This is a genomic window from Streptomyces sp. NPDC050535, from assembly GCF_044457665.1.
Lineage (GTDB): Bacteria > Actinomycetota > Actinomycetes > Streptomycetales > Streptomycetaceae > Streptomyces.
This window is the reverse complement of sequence record NZ_JBITHE010000003.1, coordinates 311,306-329,839: the sequence shown is the minus strand read 5'-3', so window position 1 is coordinate 329,839 and position 18,534 is coordinate 311,306. Positions and strand designations below refer to the sequence as shown.

Annotated in this window: 13 protein-coding genes; 8 read left to right on the top strand and 5 right to left on the bottom strand. The window is 71.3% G+C overall.

The genetic code is table 11. The features are described from left to right. Window positions 1-733: 733 nt before the first annotated feature. The 4 genes from ACIBLC_RS09515 to ACIBLC_RS09500 all read left to right on the top strand — a co-directional run bounded on the left by ACIBLC_RS09515 (window position 734) and on the right by ACIBLC_RS09500 (window position 5,456). On the top strand, window positions 734-1,729 hold the full coding sequence (locus tag ACIBLC_RS09515; RefSeq protein ID WP_399210178.1) for a methyltransferase: 996 nt from the start codon (window positions 734-736) through the stop codon (window positions 1,727-1,729). A 270-nt stretch (window positions 1,730-1,999) separates the two neighbouring features. Further along, window positions 2,000-2,923, top strand: a complete 924-nt coding sequence (locus ACIBLC_RS09510) for an aromatic prenyltransferase (protein WP_399210177.1) — start codon at window positions 2,000-2,002, stop codon at window positions 2,921-2,923. Next, window positions 2,923-4,236, top strand: a complete 1,314-nt coding sequence (locus ACIBLC_RS09505; RefSeq protein ID WP_399210176.1) for a cytochrome P450 — start codon at window positions 2,923-2,925, stop codon at window positions 4,234-4,236. Before ACIBLC_RS09510 ends, ACIBLC_RS09505 begins: the two co-directional genes overlap by 1 nt. Before the next feature lie 146 nt (window positions 4,237-4,382). Then, window positions 4,383-5,456, top strand: a complete 1,074-nt coding sequence (locus ACIBLC_RS09500) for a methyltransferase (protein ID WP_399210175.1) — start codon at window positions 4,383-4,385, stop codon at window positions 5,454-5,456. Between the two features lie 75 nt (window positions 5,457-5,531). Here ACIBLC_RS09500 and sigJ read toward each other — a convergent pair whose 3' ends face one another. Further along, entirely contained in the window at window positions 5,532-6,470 is a 939-nt protein-coding gene (sigJ, locus tag ACIBLC_RS09495; RefSeq protein WP_399210174.1) for an RNA polymerase sigma factor SigJ, read from the bottom strand. Window positions 6,471-6,642: 172 nt separating this feature from the next. On the opposite strand from sigJ, the gene wrbA reads away from it, so the two are divergent. The 3 genes from wrbA (at window position 6,643) to ACIBLC_RS09480 (ending at window position 9,507) form a co-directional block, all read left to right on the top strand. After that, entirely contained in the window at window positions 6,643-7,254 is a 612-nt protein-coding gene (gene wrbA, locus ACIBLC_RS09490) for an NAD(P)H:quinone oxidoreductase (RefSeq protein ID WP_399210173.1), read from the top strand. 413 nt (window positions 7,255-7,667) lie between these two features. Beyond that, complete coding sequence (locus tag ACIBLC_RS09485; RefSeq protein ID WP_399210172.1) at window positions 7,668-8,201, top strand: ParH-like protein; 534 nt, start codon at window positions 7,668-7,670, stop codon at window positions 8,199-8,201. Then, window positions 8,194-9,507, top strand: a complete 1,314-nt coding sequence (locus ACIBLC_RS09480) for an MAB_1171c family putative transporter (protein WP_399210171.1) — start codon at window positions 8,194-8,196, stop codon at window positions 9,505-9,507. The genes ACIBLC_RS09485 and ACIBLC_RS09480 overlap by 8 nt, the downstream gene beginning before the upstream one ends. On the opposite strand, the gene ACIBLC_RS09475 is transcribed toward ACIBLC_RS09480, so the two are convergent. Next, the gene (locus ACIBLC_RS09475) at window positions 9,424-11,799 is read right to left on the bottom strand and encodes a LuxR C-terminal-related transcriptional regulator (RefSeq protein WP_399210170.1); all 2,376 of its coding nucleotides are present in this window, start codon (window positions 11,797-11,799) and stop codon (window positions 9,424-9,426) included. The two genes, ACIBLC_RS09480 and ACIBLC_RS09475, sit on opposite strands and share 84 nt — an antisense overlap. 206 nt (window positions 11,800-12,005) lie before the next feature. Between ACIBLC_RS09475 and ACIBLC_RS09470 the strand changes: the two genes are divergently transcribed. After that, on the top strand, window positions 12,006-12,482 hold the full coding sequence (locus tag ACIBLC_RS09470; RefSeq protein WP_399210169.1) for a helix-turn-helix domain-containing protein: 477 nt from the start codon (window positions 12,006-12,008) through the stop codon (window positions 12,480-12,482). A 76-nt stretch (window positions 12,483-12,558) separates the two neighbouring features. Here ACIBLC_RS09470 and ACIBLC_RS09465 read toward each other — a convergent pair whose 3' ends face one another. The 3 genes from ACIBLC_RS09465 to ACIBLC_RS09455 all read right to left on the bottom strand — a co-directional run bounded on the left by ACIBLC_RS09465 (window position 12,559) and on the right by ACIBLC_RS09455 (window position 18,458). Next, entirely contained in the window at window positions 12,559-13,245 is a 687-nt protein-coding gene (locus ACIBLC_RS09465; RefSeq protein WP_399210168.1) for a 2OG-Fe(II) oxygenase, read from the bottom strand. A gap of 67 nt (window positions 13,246-13,312) precedes the next feature. Further along, window positions 13,313-14,986, bottom strand: a complete 1,674-nt coding sequence (locus ACIBLC_RS09460) for a B12-binding domain-containing radical SAM protein (protein WP_399210167.1) — start codon at window positions 14,984-14,986, stop codon at window positions 13,313-13,315. Window positions 14,987-15,278: 292 nt separating this feature from the next. After that, window positions 15,279-18,458: an AAA family ATPase gene (locus ACIBLC_RS09455; RefSeq protein WP_399210166.1), complete on the bottom strand. Its 3,180-nt coding sequence runs from the start codon at window positions 18,456-18,458 to the stop codon at window positions 15,279-15,281. Between the last annotated feature and the right edge of the window lie 76 nt (window positions 18,459-18,534).

Here is an 18,534-nt window from a genome sequence, read left to right as displayed (position 1 = left end):
CCCTGATGTCTCGTCAACTGTCGAAGGACCTCGGGGGAGTTCATCAGACGCCGGGTGGCCGTGACAGTGGATGTCCGCCGACGGCTCGGGAACGGGTCAGAAAACGCACTCCTTCGGGTGCTCCCGTGAGAGGTCGCCGCTCGGGAAACTCGCCCTCCGGGAAGTCGCCTACGGAGTGACGTAGGTCACTCTCAGCTCTTCTTGGTGCGGGGCCCCGTCTGTGTCACGCTTTTCGCAAGTCCCTCCTGCCCAAAAATGCAGCAAGGCAGTAGAGAGTCTCCGCCGACGCTTGAGGACGAAGCCGAGCCCCCGGCTGATCAACAGTCCGGTGCTTGCCTTTCGGCCCGGTCGGCGCGTCCAACCGCCGTCGCCATGCGGAACGCCGAACTACGCGGCGAAGAAAGCCTGCTGACGTGCCCGTACGTGACGGGCGGCCATGACCGCGCCCGCGCCCGCAGACGTACACGGTGCTGGTCGATCCGGATGCGTACCGCGCGGCCGTCGCAACTCACCCGCGCGTCAAGGCCGTCGACCGCGGACACCGCCCGCCCGCGACCCGGGTTCAGCCCGTGCGCGACGCGAGGCACAAGTGTCCGGGCCCGCGCCCCGCACGCCATCTCGCCGTACCGCCGTGCGCGGAACTCACCACCAACCAGGCCGAACGGAGCGCTGACGCCCTGCGCAGCGCGATCCGGCCCCCTTCGCGGTCCACCCGAAGTCCAGGAGGAACAGCATGACGAGCAACCAACCTGCTCCGGACGGCGTACTGAGGTTGATCAACGGCTACTGGGCCACCGGCGTCGTCGGCGCCGCGGCCAGCCACTCGCTCTTCACCCACCTCGAGAACGGTGCGGGGACCGCCGCTGAGCTGGCCGAGCGCGCCGAGATCGCGGAGCGGGGCGCGCAGACCCTTCTGGACGGCCTTCTCAGCGTGGGTCTGGTCGCGCTGCACGAAGGCCGGTACCGCAACACCCCCGAGGCGTCCCTCTATCTGGTCGACGGCAAACCCACATCCCTGGGCGGTTTCGCCATGTTGAAGCTGAAGCACATGGCCGGCCTGTCCGTCCTGCCGGACGTGGTCCGGGCCGGAGGGCCGGTGCGGGACGCGACGATCGGGTGGGGCGACAGCCCGCACTGGGAGGAGATCGTTCCGGCCATCGCCGCGCAGTCGGTTTCCGCCGCCGAGACAGCCGCCGAGGCGCTCGGGCTGGCCGAGGCCGGCGCTGTCTCCATCCTCGACGTGGGTGGTGGTTCAGGTGTCTACTCCGCCATCTGGCTGGCCGCCAACCCGGAAGCCCGCTCGGCCCAGCTCGACTGGGAGCCCATCAACGTGATCGCCCGCCGACTGCTGGCGGAGCGCGGGGTGGCCGACCGGTTCACCACCATCGCCGGGGATTTCCACACCACCGACTTCGGCACGGCGAAGTACGACATCGCGTTGTACTCCCACATCGCCCACCAGGAGGCGCCGGAGGAGAACATCGCGGTCTTCTCCCGCCTGCGCGAGGCGCTCAAGCCCGGCGGTGCTCTCGTCGTCTGTGACTACGTTGTCGAAGACGATCGCAGTGGTCCTGCTCTCCCGCTCCTCTTCGCCGCCGAGATGCTGCTCAAGAGCAAGCAGGGGGGCACCTGGCGGCGGTCCGACTACCACGACTGGCTGGTCAAGGGTGGCTTCACGACCGTCTCGTTTCACGCCGCGCCGCCCGCCACCGTCATGATCGCCCGGTGAGCGGCCGACCATAGGCCACGGAGCAGACAGCCGGACGAACGGCCCTGTGGCTGCCCGACGGCCCAGTGGCTACTGAACGGCGCGGAAGCCCGCGCCGCCGCCATCGACCACTTGTCCATCGGCGAAGTCGACCTGTTCCGTCGGCGCCCTTTCCGCGGGCCAAGGCCGCGTGCCCGGTATCGCGGCATCCCTGTCGGGAGTCCGCCGAGTCCACCGCGCGAAAGCCGGACGTGAGTAACGCCCACCTGAACCGATTCCCTGGAGTAGCCCATGCCGGGTCCAACCGATGCCACCGTCGATGTGGCGAGTGTCTACTCAGCCATCGAGAAGTCAGCCGACCTGCTGGATGTGACCGCTTCGCGTGAGGCCGTCTGGCCCGTCCTCACCGCTTTCGAGGATGCGCTTCCGCAGGCCGTTATCGCCTTCAGAGTGGCCACCAACGCGCGGCACGAAGGAGATTTCGACGCTCGTTTCACTCTTCCCAAGGAGATCGATCCGTACGCCGTGGCCCTGTCGAGGGGCCTGATCGCGGAGACGGACCACCCCATCGGCAGTCTGCTCGCGGACATTCAGCGGCTCTGTTCCATCGACAGCTACGGAATCGACCTCGGAGTCCTCTCCGGATTCAAGAAGATCTGGTTGTATTTTCCGGCGGGGGAGCAAGAGAGCCTGTCCCGGCTGACGGGCCTGAAGTCGATGCCGCAGAGCCTGGCCGGGAACGCCGAGTTCTTCACCCGCTACGGCTTGGCCGAGAAAGTGGACGTGATCGGGATCGACTATCGCAGTCGAACGATGAACGTGTACTTCGCGGCGCCTGCCAAGTGCTTCGAGCGGGAAACCGTCCTGGCGATGCACCGGGACATCGGGCTGCCGAACCCGAGCGAGGAGATGTTCAACTTCTGCGAGAACTCGTTCGGGATCTATACCACCCTGAACTGGGATTCCATGGAGATCGAGCGAATCTCCTACGGTGTGAAGACGGACGACCCAATGGATTTCTTCGCCCGGCTGGGCACCAAAGTCGAACACTTCGTGAAGAACGTTCAGTACGGCGTCGGCGAGCCCAAGATGGTCTACGCCGCCGTGACGTCCAGCGGCGAGGAGTACTACAAACTCCAGTCGTACTACCGCTGGCGCCCCGTCAGCCGGTTGAACGCCGCTTACATCGCAGCTCGTGACAAGGAGTCGATGTGATGAATCGTGTCAATTTAGCAGGCACGCATCCGGGCGATCCGGATGGACGGGACATTCCCGAGTTCCAGTTCAGTCGGATGGAAGACCTCCTGCGCGGGCGTGCGCTCCGCCACCTGATGGTGGACGGCGTCAACGCGGTTTTCGTCAGGGACCCGGTCCTGGTCCGCGCCATCCTGGTGAGCGAGAGTAAAAGCTACGGGAAAGGTGAACTCTTCCGGAAGGCCAGGACCCTCAGCAGGGTGGGCTTGTTCTCGGAGGACGAGATCATGCATCGGCATTACCGGCGCCTGGCGAATCCCTACGTGCGGTCGGCGCAGGTCGATGAATATGTTCCGGACATGCGGGACATCGCTCGCGGATTCACGTCCGCGTGGCGCGCCGGGGAATCGGTGGACATCCAGTCCGAAATGTGCCGGATAACCTGTTCGATCGTCGTGCAGACGCTCATGGCCGGGCTGCCGTCGGAGACGACGGAAGCGCTGAGCGAGAGTCTTTCCCGCCTGGCCTGGGAAATGATCAGGAAGCCGCTCTACGGGAAGGCGGCGGCCCGAGCGGCGCGGCCGAATGGCGGCAAACGGCTGTCTCGGGCGCGCAAGGAATTCGGAGACATGCTGACGGTGTGCATCGCCGATCTCCTGGATTCCCCCGGATCGACAGCCGGCTACCTCTCGACACTCCTGTCGGATTCAGACGAGAAGGGGAACTCCCTCCTGACGGCGGAGGAAGTGTGTGAAGAGGCGGTCATGATGCTGACCGCTGCCACGGTCACCACGGCTTCCGTCATGTCATGGGCGCTCTATCTGATCTCCACGGATCCACTGGTGGAGAAAATGCTCGCCAATGACATGGCGCGAGGGCTGAGCGGAAGCGCCGTGGACGATCATGACGCGTCCGGGTACACTCGCCGCTTCCTGATGGAGGTACTGCGGCTCTATCCGCCGATATGGATCTCATGTCGGCAGGCCCTCTCGGACGTCGTGCTCGGCGACTATCCGCTCCCTGCGGGAACGAATCTGGTATTCAGTTCGTACCTGCTGCACCGGGACCCGGGGCGTTTTCCGGATCCGAGCAGATTTGATCCCGACCGGTGGCTCTCCATCCGTCTCGGCAATATCGACGCCTCCTACATTCCCTTCGGAATCGGATCGAAGGGGTGCATCGGAGAGACGTTCGCCTGGCGGCAACTCGAGGTGATCCTCGAGGCGGTGATGCAGGAATGGACGCTGAGCATCGAGCCTGACCGTAAGGTCCGCACCGCGCCGGAGACCACTCTGCATCCCCGCCGCCTTCTCATGACCCCCCAGCCGCGGTGACCGGAGTCCGCGCATGAGGGCGCGCACCGACTCCGGCCCCATATCCGGAATCTCCCTCAACCAGGGCTCGAGCGGTGCTGGTGAAACTCGGCGGCCCGAAGCACTGGGGCGGGGCCGCGCCCGGAACGTCCACGCGAGGGGTACCTGTGTCCAATTCTGAAGCCGTACTTGCCCGGATGCGCGAGTACATGGTGGGACCCACGAGATTCATGAATCTCTACGCCTGCTTCGAACTCGGCATCGTCGAGGCGCTGCGCAAGGAAGCCGGCCTGACCGCGACCGAACTCGGCGCGGTCGTCGGCGCGAAACCCGACGCGGTGGAGCAGTTGCTGTACCTGCTGGTGAAGGAGGGCTTCGTCGCCCAGGATGAGGGCGACGGCGGCTACACCCTCGACGCGCTCGCAGACGTCGCCGAGACAGACCTCCAGCGCGCGCTGACCTTCATGGGCATGATCAAGACGGGCATGCTGCGGCAGTTGTACTACCTGGCCGACAGCGTGTCGACCGGCACGGTGGTCGGTCTGAAGGAGTTCTACGGTTTCGACGGCACGATGTTCGAGGCGGCGGCCGAAGTGCCGGATGTGCGCGCCGCGTGGGGGCCGCTGGCGCAGAACGAGACCGCCAGCGTCTATCCCTGGTTCTTCCGCAGCTTCGACATCCCGGACGGCGCACGGGTGCTCGACGTGCTGGGCGGTACCGGCCTCGGCGCGATCATGACCTGTCAGCTGAAGGGGTCACCCGGTCTGCGGGTGACCACCTTCGACAGACCCGCCCTGGAAGCCGAGTGTCTGAGGAACTTCGAGGCGCGCGGTGTGGCGGAGCAATGCTCGTTCGTGGGCGGTCAGGTACTGGAGTCCCTCCCGGAGGGTTTCGACGTGCTGCTCCTCAAGCACTTCGTGGACATGTACGACAAGAACGAGGTTCTCACCATCCTCAAGAACGCTCATCGGGCGCTGGAGCCCGGCGGGCAGATCGTCGTCCTCGCCGCGGTGTACCCGGAGGGCATCGGGGACGTCGGCGACTACCAGGTCGACTTCTTCCCGTCCTACATCCTCGGCTGCGTCATGGGACGCGGCGGCCTGCAGAAGGTGTCCACATACCGTAGTTGGCTGGAGGAATGCGGGTTCGAGGTCACGAAGGTGACTGCCAAGGAACCCGCCGACATTCCGGCCGACGCCATCATCAACCGTGTCGTCATATGCGCGACGAAGCGGAGCTGAGCTGCCCGGAGCAGCGCTCTCGGCCGGCATCGGTGTTCGCCGGCCGACCATGCCGACGCGCTGTCCGAGCGCGGGTCAGCCGGCCCTCCAGGGCCGGAGCTTGTCGGGATTGAGTACCGCCCAGACCCGCCTGATCCGGTTGTCCTCGACGTCGAAGGCCAGCACCGACACGGATACCCCGTCCATCTGAGCGACCAGGCCGGGCTGACCGTTCACCGTACTTTCCAGGAGAGTCATGTCGGGCACCGCTTCCATCCGGCCGGCGAAGAAGTGCGCGACGGGCTCCGCGCCTTCGACCGGGTGGAGCGCTGCCGGCACGAGTCCGCCACCGTCGCCGGTCGCCGTGGCGTCGGGGGCCAGCAGGCTGATGAGGGCGTCGATGTCCTTCGCCTCCCATGCCTGCTTGAAGGCCCTGACGACGTCGGCGTGCTGGGCTGCCGGAGCGTCAGCGGACTGCGACGCGCGTATGCGGCGTCGGGCCGATGAGGCCAGTTGTCGGCATGCCGGCGGCGTCCGGCCGACGATCGCGGCCACCTCGTTGAAGGAGTAGCGGAAGACGTCGTGCAGGATGAACGCGACGCGCTCGGCCGGGGTCATCAGGTCAAGCACGACGAGGAAGGCCATGTTGACCGACTCGTCGAGGGTCACCCGGTCGGCCGGGTCGGCAGGGATGCCGCCGCCCCACCGTCCGCTGATCCACTCCGTGGCCGCGGGCAGGGGCTCCGGGACCCAGGCGCCCACGTAGCGCTCCCGCCTGGCCTGTGCCGAGCCGAGCAGGTCGAGACAGATACGACTGGCGACGGTCGTCAGCCAGCCACCGGGGGACTCGACGGCCTCCCGCCGCTGCGCGGACATGGCGTACCAGCGGGTGTAGGTCTCCTGTACGACGTCCTCGGCCTCGGTCAGCGAACCGAGGAGCCGGTACGTGAGATTGATCAGCTGTTTCCGCTCGCTCATGATCACGCTCAGGCTCGGATCGGGCCGGCTCTGCTCGGGCCCGGTTGCGTCGGTCATGATCCCGCAGACTCCCTCGGTCGCTGTGTCCCCGCTGGGTCCGACGAGACATCGCAGCGAGACGTGAGGCGGGCGCGTCACCTCACATTCCGTAGGGCTGCGTCGTCGTACCTCATGAACAAAACACTATCCAGGTGATCCACATGATCCACGTACTCGAGGAAGAGGTCCGATGTCGGAATCCGTGAACGTCTCGATCATCTACTACAGCGCGACAGGCACCGTGCATGCCTTGGCACAGGCGGCCGTTGAGGGGGCGGAGAAGGCCGGCGCGCAGGTGCGTCTGCGCAAGGTGGCGGAAACCGTGCCGCAGGAAGTGATCAACACCAGGGAGGAATGGGCTCAGCACGTACGGGACACGGCCGATGTCGCCCAGGCGACCCTCGATGACGTGGAGTGGGCCGACGTGGTGCTGCTCGGTACTCCCACCCGCTTCGGCAACCCGGCAAGCCAACTGCGGGCGTTCGTGGAAACCACCGGTCCTCTGTGGTTCCAGGGCAAGCTCGCGGGCAAGGTGTACTCGGCCTTCACCTCCTCCAGCACCGAGCACGGTGGCCAGGAATCCACCATCCTGGCGCTGGCCAACACGTTCTACCACTGGGGCGGCATCATCGTGCCCCCCGGCTACACCGACCCGGTCAAGGCGCAGCAGGGCAATCCCTACGGCACCTCCCACGTGGCCGGTACCGGTGCGCCCGGTGAGACCGCGCTGGGGGCGGCACGCCATCAGGCCCGCCGTACCGTCGAGATCGCCGCCGCTCTCAAGGCCGGTCGCACCGCCTGACCCGGTGCGGACCGTACTGACGCGCCGAACTCGGAGATACGACAGACACTGACGGTCGCTCAGCCGCCGCCGGGCACCACCGGCGGCGGCGAAGCGGGCCGAGCCGGAGCGGCCGCCCCCGCAGCCCTGCCTGAGTGCGCGTCAGCCTCTTCCCCTTGCCGCGCGGAGCATGTCCGTCGGCTGGATCTCGGGGGTCGCACGCGGTGTCGTCCGGGGGGCGGGAGGCGCACAACGGGAGCGCGATATGCGCTCTGTCGGCGCACGACTGGATGCCCATACAATCAAAAACGATGCTTTGATCGACGAGGTGATCCTTCATAGCGGATGTCGGAGCGGCCCGGGGGAGGGCCCCCGGGCCGCTCGACGGCAGCAGACGCGGAGCGGCGGCGCCGTTCCGGTGGGAGGGGTCCCAGATGCTCACCGATCGGTCCCACAGACGCCTGCTGTGGCGGAGGGTTCGCACCCTCTCCGAGGGGCTCGAACTGCCTGACCCCTTCGACGCCGAGGCCTTCCTGGCCCTCCTTGCCGAACGGCGTGGCCGCCCGATCGAGGTCCTGCCGGTCGCGGTGGACGCGGGGGTCCCGTGCGGCCTGCTGGTGACGACCGACCACGCCGACTACATCCTTTGCACCCCAGGGACCAGCGCACTGCACCGGCAGCACATCCTCGTGCACGAGGCGGCCCACCTGCTCTGCGGGCACGACCGGTCGCCCGCCCCCGAGGCGCCGGGCGTACGCGCGCTGCTGCCCGGACTCTCCCCCGACCTGGTGCGCCGGGTCCTGGGCCGCACCGTGTACGCCGAGCCCGCCGAGCAGGAGGCGGAACTGCTCGCCTCTCTCATCCTGCATCGCGTGCTGAGGCAGGGGCCCATGCCGGGACGGGACAACGGACGGGCCGGAACCCTCGTCGGGGCACCCTCCCGCCGCCCCTCGCGGCCACGTGTCTGACCTGCTCGCGTACCTCCCGGCCGTCGCCGCGCTGTGGCTGGGCTGCTACGAACTGCGTCTGCTGCGCACCGGAAGCGCCTCGCCCTTCGCGGTGCGCTGCCTGTGCCGCTTCGGATTCTGCATGGCCGCGGCGATGGCCCTGCTGGCCGCTCCGACGATGTACCTGGAGTGGCTGTGGCCGTGGTTCCCGCGGCTGACCCACCTCCTGGGCCGCGAGATGGAGATGACCGCCCTCGCCTTCCTCCCGCTGGCCGTCATCGAAATCGGTCTCAGCCGGCCCCGCCTGCTGACCGCACGGCTGCACATCGCCGTCACCCTCGCGGCCACCGCGCTGTGCGCGGTGCTGTTCCTCTCCTCCGGCGTACGCACCCGGGACGGTTCGCTTCTCGCGGAGGGGACCGGAGCCCTGCTCCTCGCCTCCTGCGACGCGGTCTTCACCGGCTACAGCTTGTGGTGCCTGGCCGTGTTCCTGGTCCCGGTGCACCGGTTCGCCCGGGGGCTGCGTCCGGGCGCGCTGCGCACGGGCCTGCGGCTGATCACGGCCAGTGTCACGGTGGGCCTCGTCTGGGCACTTTGGGGTGTGGCGTCGATCGTCTCCATGGCCGTGGACCACCGGCAGGGCGCCGGGCTGGACCCGGTGGGCCGGGTGCTCGGTCTGTGCTGTCTGGTGCTGGGCGTCCTGGGTGGCACCGCCGCGGGCTGGCTCTCCGTCACCACCGCGGCCGGGCGGCGGCTACGGGCCTACCGGACCTACCGTGCGCTGGAGCCGCTGTGGTCGGCGTTGCGGGCCGTCTCCCCCGGGACGGCCCTGGACCTTGGCTGGCCGTCGGTGCGTCTGTTCTCCCTGCGGCGCTCCGAGTTCGCCCTCTACCGCCGGGTGATCGAGATCCGGGACGGTTACCTGGAACTCCGCTCCTTCGTTCCCCCCGACGCCCGCGCGCTGTCGGCCGCCGCGCTGGACCGGTTCCCCGTGCCGCCCGCGGGCCGCGCGGCGATGGCCGAGGCCGCCGTCATCGCCGCCGCACTGGAGTCCGCAAGGATCGGCCCCGGTGAGCCCGGTGAGCCCGGCAATCCCGGCGGTCCCGACGGCCCGGGCGACCAGGACGTCGCGCTCGCCTACCCGGCCGACTGCTCGGTCGAGGAGGAGGCGGCGTGGCTGGTCCAGGTGGCCGAGGCGTTCACCGTGGCCGGGCTGGTGGAGCACATGCGCGACCGGCAGGCCCTAGGACGGGATGAGCGTCGGCCCGGACAGGGCGGTGGCGGACGGAGGAAGGGCCGAGCGGCGGAACAGGGGCGGTTCCGGTGACGGGCGAGGGGCGGAGTGGTGCATCCAGCCCGCTATCTCCACTCGGGAGGAACAGCCCAGCTTCTTCATCGTGTCCCGGATGTGGTTGACCACGGTCCACTCCGAGATCGCCAGCCGGTGGGCGATCTGCCGGTTGCTCAGACCGGCCGCCACCAGGCGCGAGACCTCGGTCTGTCGCGGCGTCAGCGGCCCGATCCGGATGCGGGTGTCCGGGGGTAATGGGTCCGCGGGTGTGGCGGCGGGAGGGGCGGGTGCCGGGACGAGGGTGGCCAGGAGATCCGGGAGCGATGCCCTGGAGCCCTCGACCAGGGCGCGGGCGAAGGCGGCCTCGCCCAGCAGCTCCCGCACCGGCTCCTCCAGCCGGGCCATGGCGAAGTCGGGCGTGCCCGCGTCCTCCGGGAACGCGCCGCGCCAGGTGTGGAAGGCGCCCAGGCCACGGGCGGTGCCCGTGGCGCGGTCGACCACGTCGGGCAGGGCGGGACTGCCCAGCGTGGTGGCGATGGCGCCCAGGACGGCCGTCGGACCCAGGGCGCGCAGGGCCGACAGAGCCCGCTCGCAATAGTGGACCGTGGCCTGCGCGCGCCCCTCCGCGGCGGCGAAGACGGCCAGGTGGAGCAGGGCGGCACCGGCGACGAGCGTGTCGCGCCCCTGCTGGGCCGCGGCCAGCACCTCCAGCGCGGTGGTCGCCGCGGCCGCCGTGTCGCCGAGGCGGAATCCCGCGAGTGCGGCCTCCAGTGACACGTAGCGGGCCTCGTGGCGGTCACCGTCGGACCGATGCCGGTCGGCCGCCCCGACGAGCAGGGCGGTGCCGCGACCGGGGTCGGCGGCCAGGACGCACAGGGCCCGCAGCCGCGTCACCCGCGCGGACAGCCCCGCGGCCTGGGCGGCATCCGGCGTGATCCGGTCCAGCAGGTCCGTGGCAGCCTCGGGCTGGCCCGCCAGGATGCCCGCCTCGGCGAGCAGCAGGTCGGTGCGGATCCGGTCGCGGTGGCCGGCCGTGGTCCACGACGGGTCGGGGAGGGTGAGCCCTTCGGCCCAGGTGCTCCAGCCGCCCGTGGCCCGCCAGTAGACACGGATGCCGTCGACGAGGTCGAGCGCCTCGCCGGTTCGCCCGTGGCGGAGCAGCGTCTCAAGTGCCGTACGGAGGTTGCGTTCCTCGCTCCAGAAGGCGATCAGGCCCGAGCGCTGGTGCCCCGAGATGATCCGGTCGGCGGCGGCCCGGGCCAGGTCCGCGTAGTAGCGGGCGTGCGCCAGCCGGGCCGCGGTGTCCTCGGGTGGCGGGAGGCGGCGCGCGGCTCCGTCCGGCGGCAGCCGCAGCCGGAACCGGGCCGTGCCGTCCAGGCGGCCGGACGGCAGGGTGGAGGCGGTGAGCAGGTGGCCGCGCAGCAGGGTCTCCAGCGCCGAGGAGAACTGCTCCGGCGCGAGGGCCGTGATGTGGCGCAGTGCCTCCGGGCCGAAACCGCCGCTGAATACCTGGCAGTGCGCCAGCAGCCGGACCGGCGCCGCGCCGGCGGCCCAGGGATCACCACCCGACGTCGCGGAGAGGGCGCCGTCCTCGGCGTGGACCGGGTGCGGGACGGTCCCGCCGCCCAGCGAGGCCCACGCCACCTCGGGGCTCTCCAGCGCGGCGACCCGCGCGGTGCGGCAGAGCGCGCCGGGGTTGCCGCCCACCTCGACGCAGGTCCGGGCGATGACCTGCTGGTTGTGCAGTTGGAGGGAGAACGCGGGGTTGATCGTGCGCAGGCAGGCGAGGTACAGCTGCACCGAGGGAACGCGCGCCAGTGCGCCGAGATCCAGCGCCGAGCAGTCGAGCGGCACGGGCAGCGGGTCCACCGGGAAGGGGGCGAGACCGTGGGCCGCGGGGGGCTGGCGGGCCGTGCCGAGGACCACGACGGACGCGACCGCGCAGGCCCGCAGCAGCCGGTGGTGGTCCGAGTGGTCGAGGTCGTCGACGAGCAGGAGCGGCCGGGCCCCTCCCGCGTCCCGGCCGGCGGTGAGGGCGGCGAGGAGGTCGAGCGCGCTGTCCGCGTACCGCTCGGCCGCGGCCTCCACGCGCAACGCGGTGGCGCCGGTCGACGCGCTGTACGCGGCGGCCGTCTCGGCCGCGAGCCGCGTCTTGCCCGCACCGGGGACACCGGTCAGCAGCACTCCGGGGGTCGACGGATCCGACAGCAGCGCCGACAGCGCGGCGATCTCGCCGTCCCGTCCGACCATGTCGGCGGGGAACGCGGTGGGCGGGCGCGGAGTGGACGGACGGGCGTTCTTCACAGGTGAGGGCACGGGGATCGTCAAGGACGGCTCCGGGAGGTGGACCCAGGCGGGCGGGGGCAGCCAGGCGGTTCAGCTGAGATGAACGGCCGTTTCGCAGATTTCATATCCGTTGACCACCTCAGCATGGCTGCCGACTTCGGGGGTGTCAACTACAGTGAAAATCAACGGACTTGCTTTCACCTGTGCGGGTAGGCGTACTTGAGGGCGGCGACAGAAGGGGGTAGGCGGTGGCCGAAACGGAACCCACGCCGTCGTCACTGAGCCGGAAGATCGACGGACTCCTCCGGCTCGCCCGCAGGCCCGACGGCCTGCCGTTCAGCAACGAGGAGGTCGCCGCCGCGTGCCGGGAGGCCACCGGGGTGTCCTTCTCGACCACGTACCTCTGGCAGTTGCGCACCGGGCGCAGGAACAACCCGACCAAGCGCCATCTGGAGGCCCTGGCCGACTACTTCGAGGTCCCGGTCGCCTACTTCTTCGACGACGAGCACGGTGCGAAGATCGCCGCGGAGATCGAACTCCTGGGCGCCCTGCGGGATGCCGGTGTGCGCAGTGTGGCACTGCGCGCGGTGGGGCTCTCCTCCGAGGCGCTCGGCACCGTCAGCGACCTCATCGACGTGATCGCCGTCCGTGAGGCGGCCGCCCGGCGCGCCCGGGGCGTGGGGGAGAACCTGCCCGCGGCGGAACCCGGCGAAGACCGCGCCTGAGGGACGGGCCTGAGGGACGACCGTCCATTGCGGGACGGCCCGTCCCGGCGGCGGACGCGTGCCGGGGCGGCCCCGGTCAGTGCGGCCGCTCGGCGGGCCGGCGCAGGAAGAAACCCGCGACGGAGCCCCGCACCTGGTCCCCGGCGTGCGGTTCCACCTTCTTGATCATGTGCGGTACGCCCGACCGCAGGACGACCAGCCGGTTGGGGCGCGGGGCGACGTAGTGTCCGACCCGCGAGGTGAGGTGGGCGTTCTGGTCGGCCGGCCGCGTCCCGGGCGTTCCGCCGGAGACGAGCAGCTCGGCGCCCCAGGACGCCTGCCACTCGGGGTGCGCGTACAGCACGAACGAGGCGGCCCGGTCGCCGGAGTCGTCGTGCCACGCCAGTCCGGAACCCTGCGGGTAGAGGAAAGGGCGGCAGGTGAAGGCGTGCCAGTCCGTTCCGAAACGCCCGGTCCACGGCTCGATGCGGGTTGCCTCCTCGGTCAGTTGCTTCACCACGGCGTCGGTCGCCCCGCCGGACGGGTGCAGAGCGTGGTCGGCGAAGCGTCCCGTGAAGTGGCCTTCCGGGTCGTTCAGCGTGCCGGGCCCGCTGAGGGGACTGCCGTCCAGCAGCCCGTAGACCTTGTTCCACGAGCCGTCCCGGCGGCCGTGCACGAAGTGGTAGTCCTCGGTGCGCAGTTGCTCCCACAGCGAGGCCGCGGCCCCGGGGGCGAGGAAGTCGTCGAAGACGGCGAAGTCATCCGTGCTCCAGGTGAGTTCCATGGTGTCCTCCTTGGGTGGGGAAGGCGGTACGGCAGGGGAGGGGGCCGGGGTGTGCAGGCGTGCTCGGTCAGGCGGTGGCGGTCTGGAGGCCTCCGGTGCCCACCGGAACGGGTGGCCGTGCGGTCGCCTCCTGGAGCAGCCGCCGCGTCATGGCCGCCGCTCGGGTGTCGCCCGAGTCCAGCACCAGCCGCAGCATCTCGGCCGCGGGCCCCGAACGTCCGTGCGCGAGGTGCACGGTGGCCACGTTGAGGGGGCGCAGCCAGTCCGGCTGCCGGGCCTCCTTCACCGGCCCCTCGTCGATGAAGGTCACTCCGGGGCAGTCGGACAGGCGGTCGGCGAGGTGGGCCGCCAGCTCTCGGGGCGGCATCGGCTCGCAGTACACCAGTGGTGTCAGCAGGTCGGCTGCGGGGACGGTGCGGGGTTCGGCGCCGCCGGTCGTGGAGAGCGGCCCGTCCGCCCGGTACAGGTGCCGGGGGTCGAGGGGTGTGCGGGCCAGCGGGGTGTGCGGGTAGACCCGCAGCCCGCAGGAGTAGCCCACCGACACGCCCCGCTCGGCCAGCCGGCGGATGTGGCGGATCGCGGTCTCCAGGGTGCCGGCCGTCTCGCCTGGCTGGCCGAACAGCACCCCGATCTGCACCTCCATCCACTCCGGCCGGCGGCGCAGCAGCAGACCGAAGGTGTCCTCGACGTCGGACATCCGGTAGTTCTTGCGGTGCCCGCGCAGCATCCGGTCGTCGAAGGCGTCCACCGAGAAACTCGGACGCACGCAGCGGGACCGGATCAGGGCGTCCATCAGCCGCTCGGAGAACGGCCTGACGTTGAAGTAGCCGTGCCAGCTGATCAGTTCGCCGTGGCGGCTTCCGGCCAGCGCCTCGCACACCTCGGTCAGCGCCCCTTCGTAGGGCAGGTTGACCTCCGGGGCGGCCAGGTGGAAGTGGGTCAGCCCGTACCGCTCGACGTAGTGCTCCGCCTCGGCGGCGACGGCGTGGGCGGGGCGCGCGTCCACCCTGCCGACGTTCAGCGGATCGACGCAGTACGAGCAGCGCAGCGGACAGCCCGCGTGGCTGCGCAGCGCGGTGGGAATGCCCCGGGCCTTGGCGAACAGCACGTACTCCGGTGCGATCCGCGGCAGCGCGGTGGTGGGCCGGGACACCACGTCGGGGCGCGGCCGCGGGCCGGGTCCCAGGACTCCGTCGGCGGTGCGCACCAGCCCGCCGGGGAGCGTGGACAGCGTCTCGGCGACCACCTGCCGCACGCCCCGGGCGCCGCCGTCGGCGACCACGCGCGCCAGCAGGGTGGTGAACGCCGCCTCACCGGGACCGGCGAGGCCGAGGTCCAGGCCGAGCCGGTCCATCACCTCCACCGGGCAGGAGGTGAACGCCGCGCCGCCCGCCACCACCGGCAGTCCGGGGTCCCAGGCGCGCAGCGTCCGGGTCAGCTCGGCGATCGGCGCCAGGTAGTCCACCACGTCGATCCACCGCCCGTCCGCGCCGGGCGCCGTGTCGCAGGCGACCACGGCGTTGTCGATGTTGCGGATCGACAGGGCGACGAGGTCGGGCCGGGTCCGGTCGAGCACCTCGGTCAACAGGCCGGTGTGATCCAGCGATTCGAGGAACGGGTTGCACACGAACACCTCGACCGGCAGTCCGCTTTCGGCGACCGCGGCCCGCAGGATCTCCAGGCCGTACGGGCCGACCGGCAGGACCTGGTGGGGGTTGGCGTAGAGCAGGAGGACGCGCACGGGCGGCTGCTTTCTCGGAGTTCGCTCGCGGGGGACGGGGCGTGCGGTGGGGCGGTGCGTACCGCTGGGGGTTTCCGGTGGATCTCCGTGGGCGAGGGAGCGCCCGCCGCGCGGCGGGCGACGACCGCGGCCGGTTCGCGCTCTGGGGGTCCCCCGGCCGGAGGCTGGTGAGTGCCGGGCGGAGGGCCCGTGTACTGGACGTACTTCGGTCCGCGCCCGGTGCGGCGAGTGCGGGTCCCCCCGGCCGGAGTGCCGGCCGTCGCGACGCCGTGGGGGATCCATCAGAAGCCCCCTAGGCCTGCGGGGCGCGCACGCCCAGGTCCTGTTTGGCTTCGATCGCCCGCCGCAGCGCGGTCAGCGCCCGCCCGGCCACCGGGAGGCCGGTACGCCGGGCGAGGACGGCGCTGCAGAGCAGCGGTGTGATCACCGCGCCGCTGCCGCGCACCGTGCCCAGATGACGGACCACGGCGTCCAGGTGTGTCGCGGCCAGCTCCGGGTCGTCGGCCCACAACGCCCGTACGGCGCGTGCCTGCAGGGCGACGGTGTACTCCGCCCAGGCCTCGGAAGGCGGAACGGCCACCTCGTCGAGCGCCGACCCGCCCCGCGCGCCGCCGGACCGCTCTTCCCCGGACGCCTCCCGGGCCAGCTCGGCCTGGAGGCCGGACAGCGACGCCTGGCGGACCATGCCGAGGGCGGCGCAGCGGTCGCCCTGGGCGGTCCACCAGTCGGCCGCGGCACCCCAGTCGCCGGACCGGGCCGCCAGCACGGCACGCCAGCCCGCGATGGTCGCTGCCCCGGTGCCCTGCCCCAGATCGCGCAGCCCACCCTCGGCCTCGTCCATCGCGGAGTCGGCCGCCGCCCGGTCGCCGGACATGTGGCGTACCAGCGCCAGCGCGACGCCGGTGGCCGAGCCCAGCAGCCGGGAACCGGCGACCTCCTGGTGCAGCCGCTCGCAGTCGGCGAGTGCGGCGGGGACCGGGGTGTCGCCGTTGACCAGGGCCATCGCCAGGTTGGCGTAGACCTCGGTCAGGCCCAGACAGGTCCCGGCACCGTCGGCCGACCGCAGCGCGGAGCGCAGCGCCCGCTCGGCGGCGGGATGGTCGCCCGCCCGCAGCGACTGGAGCCCGGCGTACAGGTGCGCCCCGACCCGGGCCTCGGGCGCCGGGGAGGCGACCGCGGCGAGGTAGTGCGGATCGTCCGGTACGGCGGGCACGTCGCCGGTCAGATAGGTGCGGGAGTACAGCGAGTTGAGGCGGGCGTGGATCCGGGCGGCCGGGGCGGCCCGGCCCGGGTCCGACAGCACGCGCTCGACGCGTTCGAGGGCGGCCTGCGGCATTCCCTGGCTGCCGAGGGCGTACGCGTCCAGGACGTCCAGGTCGTGGCCCTGCGCGCGGTCCGCCTCCGCCAGTGCGCGGGCGCGTCCGGTGTGCGTCAGCACCAGTTCGGGTCGCCCACGGGAGAGGGCGAAGCGGGCGGCGACGCCGAACGCGGTAACGGCGGACTCCGCGGCCCGGGCCGTCCGGTCGGAGCCGGGCTCCACCCCGCGCAACGCCGTGTGCGCCGCCTCCCAGTGCCCGGCCAGCAACTCGGCGACGGCGGGGCGCCGTTCGGCCACCGGTTCCAGGGAGCGCGCGAGTCTGGCGTGCACATCGGCGGTCTCGGAGAGTGTCAGCCGCCGCAGTGCCACCTCGGCCACCACCGGGAAGGCGGGGACCAGGCGGCCCTTGTGGGCGTCGGCGGACTCCACCAGCCCTGCTTCGAGGAGGTCGGCCGCGGCCACGACGACCCTGTCGGGGGCCATCAGGGCGCTCAGGTCCTCCAGGGACAGGTCCCGGCCGGCGGCGGCGAGCAGCACCAGGAGTTCCCGTGAGTCGGTGTCCAGCCGGTCCAGCCGGGCGCCGAGCGCGGCGTGCGCGCTGGGTGGCGCCCAGTCGTCGCCGGGCTGGGCGAAGCCCCGCAGGACGACCATCTGTTCGATGTACCGGGGGATGCCGCCGGCCCGCAGGGCGATCTCCTCGGCGGCGGAGCCGGGGGCGAGGGGGCCGGGAGGAGCCGGATCGTGCCCAGGGGCCCCGGTGTCGGTGGACTGGGACCGGGAATGGCCGGCGGCGGTGGACCGGGAATGGCCGGGGGCGGTGGGCTGGGACCGGGAGTGGTCGGCGGCGGACATGTCGTGCTGCGCTGTGAGCAGCCGGTGGGCCAGCCGCCGCGCGTCGGGCCGCCCGAGCGGTGGCACGGTGAGCCGGTGGTCACCCCGGTCGGCCAGCGCTTCGGGGGCGGAGACCCCTACCAGCAGCACCACGACCGGCCGCCCCGGTGCGGCGGTCAGCTCGTCGAGCAGGTCGGCCAGTGCCCCGGGGGTCCACTCGCTGTGCTCGACCACCAGAAGCAGGGGCCGCGGGCCCCGCAGACGGTCCAGTGCCGCGGTGAGCGCGCGGCCCAGCTCGCGGCGGTCCTGGGCCGGTGCCTGCTCGGCGCGGGTGGAGGCGCCGGTCAGCTGCACCGTCACGTCCACCCTGTCGTGGCCCTGCCGTGCGGCGTTCTCGATCTCCTCCAGGAACAGACAGCAGGCCAGCAGGCCGAGTCCGGTCCCGGCGGGCGGGCAGCGCAGGACGGCTGTGGCCAGGCCGGTGCAGTGGTCGAGCGCCTCGGCGACCAGCCGGGACTTGCCCACCCCGGAGGGGCCCCCGATCAGGATCAGGGTCGGGCCGGTGGCAGTGGCGGCCGCGCCGATACGGGCGGCCAGCTCGCCGACCAGGCCGGTCCGTCCGACGGTGCCCGTCCCGGGGGCCGGGGCGCCGGCCGGACCGACGATCCAGGCCGGGACGGGCTGGGCGAAGCCCTTGGCCGTGACCGGTTCGATCGCCCGCAGGGGGAAGTGGTCCTGCAGTTGGAGCCGGGTGGACAGGTCCACGATCACCCCGTCGTCGGGGGCGTACTGCTGGAGCCGGGCGGCCCGGTTGAGCACCGAGCCGATGACGAAGCTCGACGTCCGCCCGCTTACCGCGACATGGCCGGAGGCGACCGCGCAGCGCACCGGGAAGTCGCCCAGCAGGAGCTCGCCCAGGCCCCGCGCGTACTCGCCGGTGCGGTGCGCGATGGCGGTGGCGGCGGAGACGGCGGTGGCGGCGGCCGACTCGCCGTGCCTCTCGACGCCGAACACGGCGACGACCGCGTCGCCGATGAACTTCTCCACCTTCCCGCCGTGACTCTCCACCAGCGAGCCGACCAGGGCGAAGTAGCCGTCCAGGACGGCCGCCCAACGGTCGGGTTCGAGGGAGGTGGCCAGGGTGGTGGAGCCGACCACGTCGCAGAAGATGACGGAGACGAAGCGAAGTCCGCTGGTGGGAACGGACGTTGGGCCGATCGCGGCCCCGCAGGCCATGCAGAAGCGGGCAGCCGACGGGTTGTCGACACCGCATCCGGTGCACAGGCTCGCGCTGGTTACGATGGGACCGGTGGGCTGGTTCATGCTGTCCTCCCCGTTCACTGCGCGGCAACCGGGTGGTTCACGACGCTTGCCCCGTCGTGAACCACCCGGTCTGTGC

What these genes read in the sequence shown, in the direction of transcription:
- ACIBLC_RS09510 (WP_399210177.1), top strand. Translation starts at nt 2,000, where the DNA reads ATGCCGGGTCCAACCGATGCCACCGTCGATGTGGCGAGTGTCTACTCA.
- ACIBLC_RS09465 (WP_399210168.1), bottom strand. Translation starts at nt 13,245, where the DNA reads ATGGAACTCACCTGGAGCACGGATGACTTCGCCGTCTTCGACGACTTC.
- ACIBLC_RS09455 (WP_399210166.1), bottom strand. Translation starts at nt 18,458, where the DNA reads ATGAACCAGCCCACCGGTCCCATCGTAACCAGCGCGAGCCTGTGCACC.
- ACIBLC_RS09485 (WP_399210172.1), top strand. Translation starts at nt 7,668, where the DNA reads ATGCTCACCGATCGGTCCCACAGACGCCTGCTGTGGCGGAGGGTTCGC.
- sigJ (WP_399210174.1), bottom strand. Translation starts at nt 6,470, where the DNA reads ATGACCGACGCAACCGGGCCCGAGCAGAGCCGGCCCGATCCGAGCCTG.
- wrbA (WP_399210173.1), top strand. Translation starts at nt 6,643, where the DNA reads ATGTCGGAATCCGTGAACGTCTCGATCATCTACTACAGCGCGACAGGC.
- ACIBLC_RS09515 (WP_399210178.1), top strand. Translation starts at nt 734, where the DNA reads ATGACGAGCAACCAACCTGCTCCGGACGGCGTACTGAGGTTGATCAAC.
- ACIBLC_RS09505 (WP_399210176.1), top strand. Translation starts at nt 2,923, where the DNA reads ATGAATCGTGTCAATTTAGCAGGCACGCATCCGGGCGATCCGGATGGA.